Origin of the sequence: Dyadobacter jejuensis, assembly GCF_003149085.1 — a bacterium.
Lineage (GTDB): Bacteria > Bacteroidota > Bacteroidia > Cytophagales > Spirosomataceae > Dyadobacter > Dyadobacter jejuensis.
Map to the genome: position 1 here is coordinate 67,713 of NZ_QGDT01000012.1, position 13,026 is coordinate 80,738.

General features: G+C 45.3%; 3 protein-coding genes and 1 pseudogene. 1 reads left to right on the plus strand and 3 read right to left on the minus strand.

The window, feature by feature from the left end:
* Window positions 1-188: 188 nt before the first annotated feature.
* The 3 genes and pseudogenes from CLV98_RS18660 to CLV98_RS18670 form a co-directional block, all read right to left on the minus strand.
* Complete coding sequence (locus CLV98_RS18660) at window positions 189-458, minus strand: hypothetical protein (RefSeq protein ID WP_109676792.1); 270 nt, start codon at window positions 456-458, stop codon at window positions 189-191.
* Window positions 459-463: 5 nt separating this feature from the next.
* A pseudogene (locus CLV98_RS24080) lies at window positions 464-1,369 on the minus strand (sensor histidine kinase).
* Window positions 1,370-1,665: 296 nt separating this feature from the next.
* Window positions 1,666-5,502 (minus strand): hybrid sensor histidine kinase/response regulator transcription factor, encoded by a 3,837-nt coding sequence (locus tag CLV98_RS18670; RefSeq protein WP_109676794.1) that lies wholly within the window; start codon window positions 5,500-5,502, stop codon window positions 1,666-1,668.
* Window positions 5,503-6,519: 1,017 nt separating this feature from the next.
* Between CLV98_RS18670 and CLV98_RS18675 the strand changes: the two genes are divergently transcribed.
* Complete coding sequence (locus tag CLV98_RS18675; RefSeq protein WP_109676796.1) at window positions 6,520-12,810, plus strand: T9SS type A sorting domain-containing protein; 6,291 nt, start codon at window positions 6,520-6,522, stop codon at window positions 12,808-12,810.
* The last annotated feature ends 216 nt before the right edge of the window (window positions 12,811-13,026 follow it).

A 13,026-nucleotide genomic window follows, 5' to 3' on the forward strand; every position in this document is an offset into this window, starting at 1 on the left:
AGGGTTAGATTAGCATATAAAACTCTGGACACTGAAAGTTAAATAAATAATCGCTAGGCCCTTTTAGTTGCCAATTAATTTTTTTGAGAATCCAATTACGTCTCCAACCAGTACCATTCTGGGGGCTTGTCCATGCTGAAAGCCATCGGGATTGCTTTGGAAAACAAGGGAGTAGGAGCTGGGCTCATTTAGGTCGGGGACGCAGTGCGCTTTACGTGGTTATAGAACGACTGTGCTTCTTGAAGTGCTTCTTGGCAGATCGTCCTTACTACCAGGACTGTCTCCTGAATTTCTTGACTGCCGCGGTCATGGTCCTCTAGTAGGTCCAGCTTAGGCATCAGCCAGCTGTCGAGCCCCATAATGGAAATACTGGTCTTCATTTGGTGGGCCACCCGTTGGATTTTTAATCGGTCATCCTCCTCCTTGGCCTTGGTCAGTGCGGCATGAGACTCGGGCAATAGGGTTAGAAATTGCTCGGTGACATTCCCGACTCAATCTTGGAGAGATCTAGAATATCTTCAACGATGGCCAGTAGGGTCTCTCCTGACTGCTCGACAGTAGCTAAATATAAACGTGATGTTTCATCTAGTTGGGCCTTTTTCGATAGTAAATTCGTTTAGCCTAGGATGGCGTTCAGCGGTGTACGGATTTCGTGACTCATATTGGCCAGAAAATTTTCCTTAACCCAGGCCGCCTCTTTTAGCTTTTTCTCGCTGCGGTTAAGCTGTAATATTAGTTCCGATTGCCGTTTCATCCTACCGACAATGATTAGAAACACGAGGGTGAACAAAATTAGAGCAATCGCAATGATATACAGGTTCCATTGCAATACCAATTGGCCCTGTCGGTCCGACTGTTTTATGGTATGGGCCAGGGCGATTCGGTCGCTCCGGTCTATTCTGTATACCAACGACCTGATCTTCTCCGAAAGTGCGGGCCCCCTGTCGGCCGCCCCTGAGGATGCTGCTTTTTGTGGTAGGGTAAATGCGCCCAAAAGTCCTTCCGTATTCTGTATTTTTTGTTCGACGAGCCCCTCTAATTCCGACTTATATTTCGCAGGTAAACTGATGGAGTCGGCAGTGACGATCCGCTGGGTGGTCGATTTTATCTTCTCAAGGCTATTGAGTACTTCTGGCCTTAGCTTGCTATCTGAGGATATTGGCCCATTTTTTAGTGTATTGTCGAGTAGGATCAGCTCTTTCTCTAACTTCATGAGTTGATTGCTAAGCCTGTACTCTCTGAGGACACTTTCGTTGCCATGGATCAGTTGGAGCACATTGCGGCGATTGCCATAATACACCAGCACCATGGCTAGGGTACCAAGCACAAAACCAGCAGAAATGTAGTAGAGCAGTGAACGGATACGCATCAAATTGTTTAGGTCAGTTGGCAGGCCGTTTTATCGGCCTACTAAAAATAGTTAACCGGATCGTCTTAGGCAATTCACATTAGCCGAACGAGGGATTTGAATCGTTGAGTGCACCGTTTTAATCGATCGATTATTAAAGAATATTCAATCGCTGGTTGAGCGTCGATTTGTAGCGATCTGCAACGGGGATCGTTTTTTTGTTGATGGCTAGCGTTTTCTTAGGAGTGAGGTGTTAGGAGGGGGAGGTGCAGGGTGATTTGCCGCTTGGTTAAAAGTAACAGCAGAGGACCTACTTCTTACCCCTCTACAGCCTGTTTTCTAATTTCGGTAGGATTTTTGTGGTACACCTTTTTAAATTCCCTGCTAAAATATTTGGTGTCGTTATACCCCACAGCGGTGGCCACTTCATTGACATTCATCGTACCGGTTTCTAAAAGTTGCAAAGCACTTTTCATGCGGAGCGTTTTAACGAAATCATTCACCGTCATGCCCGTTAAGGTCTTTAGTTTCCTATAGAGTACCGAAACACTGGTGCCCATTTGGAAGGCCATATCATTGACTCCGAATTCGGGATTGGAAAGATTATCGAAGATCAATTTTTTCAATTTAAGAATAAATACACCATCGACATCTCGAACAGTTCGGTGGCTGGGTTCCAGGGAAATACTGGTCGTATTTTTTAGTAGTTCCCGCATCTGAATTTGATTCTGAATTTTTAATTCCAAAGCCCTAAGGTCGTAGGGTTTTAGCAGGAAGTCATCAGCGCCGAGTTCAAGCCCTTCAATCATGTCAGGAATGGTACTCTTGGCTGAGAGCAACAGAAAGGGGATATGGCTTATTTCTGGAGTGTTTTTAACACGGCGGCATACTTCATAGCCATTCATTCCTGGCATCATGATATCGCAAAGGATCAGGTTGGGAAATTCAGTTTGAGCCAAAGCTAGACCTTTCAGGCCATCATTGGCTTGCAAAACCTTGTATTTGTCGGAGAGCGCCTCACTGGTAAAAGTCCTTAGTTCGTCATTATCTTCAATAATCAAAAGGGTGGGAAGTGAAGCATCCTTGATAGCCGGATTTGGCTGGGGAATTACCTGGTCGACCGTATAATTTTTATCGGTTAATATATTGGATTCTGAGGTGAATTGACTTTTTGGGAAATGTTCCTGTCCTTTTTTTAGTAAAACAGAAAAGCAGGTATGGCCAGAAACTCCCTGGGTGTCTGATGAACTATTAACTGTTAGCCCCCCACGATGCTGCTCGACGATCTCCTTAGAAAGGGCCAATCCGATGCCATAGCCCGTCTCATTGGTGGTGGGATTACCGACCTGAAAAAAACTTTTGAATATTTGCGCCTTATTTTCAGGAGCAATTCCGATTCCGTTATCGATCACATTAATAACGGCCTCTTTCGGCTGATCTATTACTTCTACCATTACTTTTCCTCCTTTAGGGGTAAATTTCAATGCATTACTCAGTAGATTATAAAGGACCTTTTGAATTTGCGTTTGGTCCATCCAGAGCATCATAGGTCCTGCGGGTAAGGAGCAGGTTAGATTTACCTCTTTGTCGGCAGCGCTATGCTCGAAGGAGGCTACGACGCTTCTGATCAAAGGGAGAATATCATGGTTCCCCACTCGTAATGGACTACTACCACTCTGAAGTTTACGGAAGTCGAGCAACTCGTCAACCAAGCTTTTTAGCCGGTCCGAATTGGTGATAGCGAGTGAGAGGTAACTGTTAACCTTAGCGTTGTCCTTTAGATTTTGAGCCGCTTTTTGAAGGGGGCCATTGATCAGAGAAAGGTGTGTGCGAATTTCGTGTGAGATATTCGTAAAAAAATCTAATTTGGCCTGATGCAATTCACTTTCCTTTTTAAAACTCGTTCTGATCCAAAAAAAACGAGCAATCGTGTACGCTAAAAGGCCTAGTAATATCCCATAAATCAAATATGCAAACCAGGTTTTCCACCAAGGGTTTAACACGATAATTTTTACTGAGAGCGGATTTTCGGTCCAATGATCGTCTCCATTAGCGGCTTTTACAAGAAAAGTATACGTACCTGCAGGAAGGTTGGTATAGGTGGCCGAAGGGATTTTTACATAGTTCCAGTTTTTTTCAAAGCCTTCCATCCTATAGGCATATTGGTTACGTTCAGACCTGAAATAGCTGCGTAGGGCAAAATTCAGGGTGAAAATATTTTGATCGTGTCTAAATTCTAATTGATCGACTTGTCCAATTTCTTTGTTGAGAATGCCAGATTTATCTCTAATTTCTACCTTTTTATTAAAAAGCAATAAGGAGGTTAGGGATAAAGGGGCCGAAGCGTCATTCGTTACGATAGCATTGGGGTTAAAATAGAATAGTCCATTGGTTGTTGGGAAATACAGCATACCCTGATTTCCTTTTAAAGAACCGCTCAACTGTAAAATGCTTCTGTGTGGTAGGCCATCCTGCTGATCATATTCCTGAATGGTTTTTGATGCGGGATGGTACCTCATTAATTTTGATTCCCCATTGATCCATAGATAGCCTCTAGAGTCCGATTGAAGGTCCAAAACATAATCTAACTTCGCATTTTCGCTTTCAGGGAGCGTTACGATGGCCTTCTTGACCGAATCGTAATACTGAAGATATTCTTCACAGCCAAACCATATACGGCCGTTGAGGTCTTCTGTTATTCCTCTGACACTAAGAAAATTTCCCTGATCCTTTGGCTGATGTATGGCTAATAGTCGCGCCTTGTTTGAATCATGGTCGAAAACCAGCACCTGTGCTCGCCCTCCAAACCATAGGTTCCCCTTCGAATCTTCTAAGGCCACATAGGTTCGTTGAGTGTAGCCCATATTGATAAAATGTCCCTTGGATTTGTCGAATCGAAAAAGTCCAAACTTGCCATAAACCCAGAATCGGCCCTGCTGATCCTCTAACATTCCATAGACGTTTCCTGGACTCGTATTTTTTGTTTTCTGGTCTACCAGAGGATACCATTGTTGTGCCCCAGTTTTTAAATTATACCGGCGGAGCCCTGCGCTTCCACCGCACCAGAGCAAATCTTGGTCGTCGACAAAGAAGGAACTGTAAGACCCTGGAGCTTCTAGCCGAAGATCGACCGCGTAGGTGCTCTGGTCATAGGACCTCCTGAATATTATTTGGTCTTGACTATCAGAAACCATCCAGATACGACGGTCTTTGGTCTGACCAATTTTAGGATTCAAGAATTTCTTTTTCTTGGGATGGCTGGCCTCAAACCAGTCGCTGAAATGAGGCGACAAGGTATTCATATAGCTGATCCCCAGGTAATACCCCCCGAGCCATAGTCCTCCTTGAGGGTCTAGGTGCATGGCATATAGTACGTTGTCGGCCAGGCTGCCCGGATCCCCTGCCTGCCCAACGAACCATTCGGATTCCTCGGTGTGAGGATCAAAGTGACCCAGACCGGCGCTGGTAGCGATCCATAACCCTCCTTTGGGATCAGGAATAATCTTCGAAATCTCTAAGGGCAGTCCGGTTGGTGATCCAAATTTGTCGATTTTTTTAAATTTTCCTGTAGAAGGGTTGTATTGGACCAGCCCGTGTAGGCTGCCCAACCAAATCATATTAGTGCGATCCACATATATGGACCAGAAGTTGGAGTCCCGACCTTCTTGCTCCATTTTGAATAAGCGGCTACCTCCTTTTTTTGTCACATGTACTAGTCCATCATAGGTTCCTAGCCATAAGTCTTGGTCAAGTCCCTCGGCGATACACCGAATTTCTTTACTCATTCCGTCCAAATTCTTACTAGGATATTGGGTGAACTTGAGATGGCTGCCATCTTTATCTATAATATTTAATCCTTCATTTGTCCCTACCAAAATTCTATTTTGGGCATCTTCGGCTATGCAATTGATTCTATTACTGTTTATAGAATTACGATTAGAAGGATCCTGAATAAAAGTTTGGAACGAATCGCTGATTGGGTCGTACAAGCTGAGTCCAAACCGCGTGCCCACCCATAGGTTTCCTTTTGTATCGCAGTATACGTTCTCTATATAGTCGGAGGGTAAGGACTGAGATTTCTCAGGATGCTGGCCGTATTTTTTGAAAACCCTAGAATCATATTGGTAAAGGCCTCTGGAGGTCGCAAACCACATTCGCCCTTCTCTGTCTTGGGTAATACCAATTACGGAGGTAATAGGGGCTCCCTCCCTTTCTGTAAAGTGTCGAAAAGTTTGTCCTATTGAATGTGAGTGGACCCAACAAGCTATGAATGTTGTGCACCATAATATTAAAAAAAAGTGTCTCACAAAGTGAATTGAGTTTTATTCGAATGTATAGTCAGACAAACATAGGAGACCCAAATCAAATTTTGTTTACACAAATTGTAAAAATTCTACAGTACTAAAATATTCCTACTAAAACGACAAGATTATCCCCCTAACCGGGGGGATTTTGGGGCAGATGAGCCTGAAATCGAAGTGGAGATATAATGTTTATTCGCAGGATTGGAGTAACAGTTGTAGAAGTTTATGGGTATTAGCTTTTGCTTATCGCTGGGTAGTTTTAATATTAAACTGCTTGTGTTCAAAAATTTATGATAATTATATCTGAATTTTCTTCGATGGTTTTAATAGATAAAACTCAAGAATTATTACAAATTTTATCTACAAAGCCATAAAGGTTGAATTTTAGATAGTGCCAGTATCTTTTCAATGAGGATATCGGTTCAAGTGGATACATTTTTGGTGCTATCGACAATTTTATAGCCGAAAATCGACAAGAAATTACCCCTACCGTAGTCGATAGTCTAGATAAATTGCAAAGAAATTTTAAAGATACCCTCCGTTTACTTATACCATACTTTAGAGAAGGTTCAAATGAGCCCCTACACGAGGTGGCCTGTTAGGACTGGAAGCCTAATCTAAGAATAGACTACTTCTTTTTAAGGCAGAAGGCAGCCGGCTTAAATTAAGGGGAAGAATGATCAAATTAAATCTATCCGACTAGTAAGATGCCCATAAGTTTCACCAGTTACACATCACTTAAAAGAGGAGGGGGGACTATCGTGGATCTGTTACTTCGTGGTTTGAGACACCACATAAGTAATCTAAAAGTTAGGATCCATCCGCAAGTTATTCTAATTGTCCTATTGTAAACTTTAAAAAACCATTATGTACAGACTTTATTTGATTTTTTTTACTCCATTACTAGCCCTGCTAGGGAAGAGGAAACCTTTCCTGCCTACGATTGGGCTGGGGGTGATGCTGATCGGAGCCCATGTATCGATGGCACAAAACTATCCTGGAGGTGTACCGCTCGCTTCCTGGTATAGTGCCGATGGAACGAGTACTTTACATTCCGATGCTGGAGGTTCAGCAGTTTCGGATCAAGCTACGGTGTATCGTTGGAAGTCCAACACCGGCGATGGGTTCGATTTGTTACAAACAAGTTCTGGAAACCGCCCAGTATATTCCAATGCCACCGAATTGGCTAACTTTAACCCTACCGTCTCCTTCGATGGGGTCAACGATTGGATGCAGTTCAGTGCAGGAACAGGCGTTAATATGATCGATCGGGCTACAGGGACGTTGATGGCTGCTGGTAAGGTTAACCTCCTGAAAAGAAGTGGTTTTGTAGGGTTCCATTCAACTATGGATTATCCTGGCCTTCATTTGTTTTCCAATTCCAAGCTCTTATTTTTTACAGGAGGGCCTGGATATCAGGGAGTAAGTAGCAATTTATTTGCGGCTAACACCTTTTTTACGGCTGGAACCGGATGGGTAAACGGGGGAGGTAGCTCCGCATCTTATGCTTCCGCTACGGTTTCCTTGAATGGAACGAGGGTAAATTATAACGGAAGTCAGCTCAATAACGCCAACCTAAGCACCGGAGCTCGAGACTTCCGGATAGGAGCCGATTCCAATTATGGCTCATTCAGTGGGCAGCTCAATGAAGTGCTAGTATTTGAGGATGCACTCACCGTAGACCAGCTCGACCGGGTGGAGACTTATCTGGCCTTGAAGTATGGTACCACTTATGCTGATGGCACTAGAGATTACAAAAACTCGGCTGGGGAGGTCGTTTGGAACGCCGCGGCGAATGCTGGGTGGCGCTACAACGTGGCCGGTATAGCCCGTGATGATCATGGAGCCTTGCTTCAGAAACAATCCTGGAGTACCAATGCTGGAGCACAGGTGTTGGTGTCGACCACGGGCTTGGCCAATAGCAACGCTGCCAATGGTACTAGCTTGGGCGCCAATCAATACCTGATATGGGGCGATAATGGACAGCCTAAGAGTGCCACAGTGGCCATCGCTGGTATCGCCAATATTAGTCACCGCTTTGCAGCTACCTGGAAAGTAACCAATAAGAACGGGGTAGGTACGGTAAGGGTTGCTTGGCCTAAAGCCTTGAGTAACCTGTCGCTAATCCAAAGTGCTGACGATGTTTTTGACGCTTCGGATGTGGTTACCAGCATGAGTTCCAATGAAACGACCATCAATGGGATAGTATATAACTATGCGGACGTAAGCTTTACCGATGGACAATTCTTCACCTTTGCTGCGAAATTGGTGGCTCCTGGGGGAGTTACTGCCGACTTAAGAGTATGGCTGCGGTCCGATGAAGGTTTTGCTCCTGACCAATGGAAGGACCTTTCTGGAAATGTTAATAATTACACCCAAACCAATGCCAGCAGACAGCCCTTTGTAGCTTCATCCAGCTATAATTTTAATCCGGTTATTGACTTTGGAACCACCGGCACCGATGCACGTTTTATGGCCGTTCCGGCTGGGAAGCCTTACGCCGCCAACGGTACCAATAGTACCATATTTACCGCGTCCTTAAATAAGTCTAGTGGAGGCTATAGCGATATAGTTGGTTTTGGAGCTACCACTACAACAAGTAGTCTGATTCAGGCCAATTACCCAACCCTAACAAAATTGGGCGATAGAATTGTGATCTATCCGTATACGGGGAATCCGGGGTATCCTAGCATTGAAATTAATAAACTGTATTTAAACGACGTGTCGTTTACAGTAGGGACTTCCGGAATTAAGTATGGGGAAAATGGGGTGACCAAAACGGTCAATCAGACCGTGTCAGCAGGTAATATTCGTCATGCCGATGGCAGTATTTTGGGCGCTCAATCGGAGCCCCGAAACGGATATATCGGTGAGTTTATTGCCTATGAGCGGGACTTGACAGAGGCCGAAAAGCAGCGTATTCGTACTTATGTGGCCATTAAATATGGGTTTAGCCTACCTCATGACTACATTGCCAGTGATGGAGTTACCACGTTATGGAGCCAAAGCACCAATACGGGCTACAACAATAATATTGCCGGAATTGCCCGGGACGATGAAGGTTCCTTGTACCAAAAACAATCCCGTAGCACCGACCAAGCTTCCAATGTGTTGATTGGGCTAGGTAGCCTGGCCAACAGCAATGCAGAAAATAGTGGGACACTCTCGAATGGACAAGCAGTTCTATGGGGGGATAATGGCTTATCTAAAACCCTCGCAACTTCATTTAATTTTTCTAGTGTTCCTGACTTAAACCTACGGTTTGGCGCCATCTGGAAAGTTCAAAATACCGGGGGAGTCGGGACGGTTCGGATCGCTTGGCCCTCGGGAACACCTCGACTCACCCTAATTCAAAGCACCGACGAGGTGATCGATGACACCGATATGCGTACCGATATGACGGCCAACACCGTGACGATCGCCGGTGAAACCTATAACTATGCCGATGTAACCCTTAATGATGGGCAATATTTTACCTTCGCAGGCTATGTGTTAGGACCAGGGGGAGTTGCCTCAGCAGCCTGGTACCGGGCCGATGCCGCCGGACAGCAGTTTACAGATGCTGGAAACACCTTGGCCAATGATAACGAAACCATTTATCAGTGGAATGAGTATAAAGGAACTGGCTATAATCTGTTGCAGAATACCTCTAGTGCTCGTCCTGTATTTTCCAACTTAAGTACTCAGGTTAATTTTAACCCAACCGTAACTTTCGATGGAAGTAATGACGAAATGAGTTTTTCTCCTGCTTCAGGCGTCGATGTGATCGATAGAGCGTCCGGATCTCTTTATGCTGCTGGGTACTATAATTCCAACAAAAACAGCGGCTTTTTAGGTTTTCACGCCACCATGGACTATCCTGGCTTGCATATGTTTAACACCAGTGGAACTCAACGTAAGTTGTTATTCTTTACAGGAGGTCCCGGGTACCAGGGGCTGGCCGACGATGTAGTCAGTTCAAAATCATATTTTACCGCTGGTAGTGGCTGGGAAAATGGTGCTGGAGCTACGACTAGTTATGCCGCAGCAACCGTTTCTTTTAATGGGATAAGGAAGAGTTATTCGGGATCGGAGCTACTTAATGCCAATTTAACTACCAGTGCTCGGGATCTTTTGATTGGTGGAGACTCCAATTATGGGAAATTTAGCGGCCAATTGAACGAGATTGTTGTGTTTGAAAATAAGCTTTCGACAGACGAAATGGATCGAGTGGAAACGTATTTGGCACTTAAGTATGGTAGTACTTATGCGGCTGGAACGAGAGACTATAAGAATGCCAACAGTAATACGGTATGGGCAAGCGGTACTAATAATGGCTACCATTTTCATATCGCAGGAATTGCCAGAGACGACCAAGGATCCTTATATCAAAAACAATCCTGGAGTACTGACGCTGGTAAGCAAGTGCTGATAAGTACTACCGGCCTGGCAAATACGAATGCATCGAACACAGGCGTTTTAAGTGATGGTCAGTTCTTGATCTGGGGAGATAACGGGTTGGCTAAGGTGCCTACCGTAACGATCTCTGGAATTGCCAACGTTAACCATCGCTTCGCTTCTATTTGGAAGGTGCAGAATACCAGTGGGGTAGGCCAAGTACGGGTGGCATGGCCAAAGGGTTATGCACACTTGAAGCTGATCCAAAGTGCTGATGATGTGATCAACTCCTCCGATGTAATTACGGATATGGCTGGAGTTCAGGTGATCAATGGAGTGGAATATGCCTATTCGGATGTGACCTTAACCGACGGGCAATACTTTACCTTTGCGGCCTATGTACAGGCTCCAGGCGGGGTTACCAACGGATTGACGCATTGGTATAGGGCCGATATTTTTGCCGAAGCTGCAGGGGATGGCGCCGACGTGAAAACTTGGACCGACTTTACTTCAGGGGTAGTTTCCTCGCAGTTTGAATCCGTGGAATTACCTAAGTTGAAGCTTGGTGGCGCCGAATATTTCAATTTCAATCCGGGTATTAATTTTACCAGTGCATCCCAGAAAATTGGAAATATTACCGAGCAGACCCTCTACTCCCTCGATTTTGACATGTTCTCCCTTACCAAAGAAGGGATGTCCTCTGGTCGATTCTTTAATGTAGGGATGGACAATACCACCCTAAATGGTAATAATTGGGATCATCCAGGGCTGTATGGTAATGGGAATATTGCCCGTCGGAATAATACAGGGGGCGATGCGAGAATAAGTAACCCAGGATCTGTCAATTTCGCTGGTAACTCACCTAGCGTCATGTATTATACTTTCAGCGATTTATCTATGAGCAAAGGATTAAATGGTGCTGACTTAGGCTCTGCCTATTCTCATCCTTCTAGAGGGGCCGCTACGGGCGGACATATATTCGGCGCTAACAGTGGGGCTGTTACCTCTGGTGATGATAGTGGCTTTATTGGGCATATTGGAGAGATGATCGTGTACGGAGCCGGGACTATCACCCCTGACGAGCGTAAAAAGGTGGATACCTATCTGGCCATAAAATATGGTGTTACCCTCCATAGTAGTGCCAATTACACCACCTCCAAGAATCAGGTTGTTTGGGATGCTACAGCCAATGCCACTTACTATAATAATGTAGCCGGTTTAGGACGAGATGAGATATCGGCTTTGCATCAGAAACAGAGCCGTAGTCAGATTGCCAATTCCAACAATCAAGTGACAATAGGTTTAGGAGAGATTGCCTCTACCAACGCCGAAAACCTCAATAACTTGTCGGAGGATGAGTACCTACTATGGGGCGATAATGGGAACACCCAGGCGATGACCAATTCCGGTAGCACCTATACCGCCTTCGAGTATGCCGGTAGTGTAGACAATGCCCGCCGGATGAATCGGGTGTGGAAAGTGCAAAATACTAATGTAGGACAGCCGGTGATTATTCGCTTCCCTGTGGCTTCGGTAGGCACTACCACTCTGCTCAATGACGCCTGTGCCGACTTTGCCATTATCTATGCGTCCGATGCGGCCTTTACCACCAATGTGGTGGCCATGCCTCTTACCGTAAACGAAACCAATTATGAAGCCGTGCATACTTTCCCGAATGGCTACAGCTACTTTACCTTTGGTAGGGTTACGCCGTTAAGTCCAGGAACGGCTTATTTGCCTACTACACAAGAGGTAACCAGCGAATATGGTACCTGTGGGGTTGGCGAATGGACGTTCTACCATAGGACCGGAGTACAGGATCAGAACCTGTTGGGAGTGTCAGGATTCAGCACCACCGAGAAAGACAATTTCGAAGTGACCATCACTCCTGAAGGTGTTGAATATGAAAATGGCAGTACCATCACCAAATTGATGCCGAGAATCACCACCGTGACCGATGGTAATAGCTCCCCGCTTTCGACTGGAAAGGTGAGAGTCTACTACGACAGTGCCGAAATGGCTGCGGCAGTAGTGAGTGGTTATGTCTCGGACGGTTGGTTCAAGTACGAAGGAGATGCCGATGAAGTCCTGGCTGATGTATATGCCGACGGTGTGCTAGACCCCACCAAAGCCGTGGAGGTTACCCCAGCAGCCTCTGGAATGGAAGATGGCGTCGCCTATGTGGAGTTCCATAACATTTCAGCTTTCAGCAGCTTTATCTACCTATCGACAACCGAAGCTTCGCCCCTACCTGTTACGCTGACACAGTTTAACGTGTCGCGTGATGAGCAATCGGCCTTGTTAAATTGGTCGACAGCCAACGAAGAAAACAGTAACGTCTTTGTGATTGAGCGTAGTGCCGATGCCAAAAACTGGAATGAAATAGGCCAGGTAAATGCATCCGAGCTTTCTTTGAAAGAGTTGAAGTACTCATTCAGCGATGCATCACCCTATGCAGGTATCAATTACTATCGACTAAAAATGGTTGATCTGGATGGTAGTTTTGCCTATAGCAGCATACGTTCTCTACGCATGGATGCAGTTGCTTCGGTAGTGTTGTATCCAAACCCAGTATCGAATAGATTGATGTTCCAGGATCTTAATCCAAATACAATCGATCGGGTATTGGTCTATGACCATTCAGGAGTACGCCGTATGTCTGTCGATTCCGTATCCTCAGCTGGTATCGATGTTACTGGTCTTTCCTCCGATGTCTATGTAATAGTACTCAAAATGAAAGATGGCTCGGTAAGTCGTCATAAAATAGTAGTTCGCAAATAATACCCTCCTTTTAGTCATTTCAATGGCTATAAGTGTAATGTACAAGCACCCTTCCTGGATTTCTAGGGAGGGTGCTTTTTTTAGGGGTTTAAAGTTGAAAGGGCAAAAGTTAAAAAGGTTAAAGCGGTCCGTCGCACGGTTAAGCTGGTAGGCTGATCACGCAGAGCGTGACGGGTCTCGCCGAAGCCTGTCACCCTGAACTGCTGACTCAGCGGA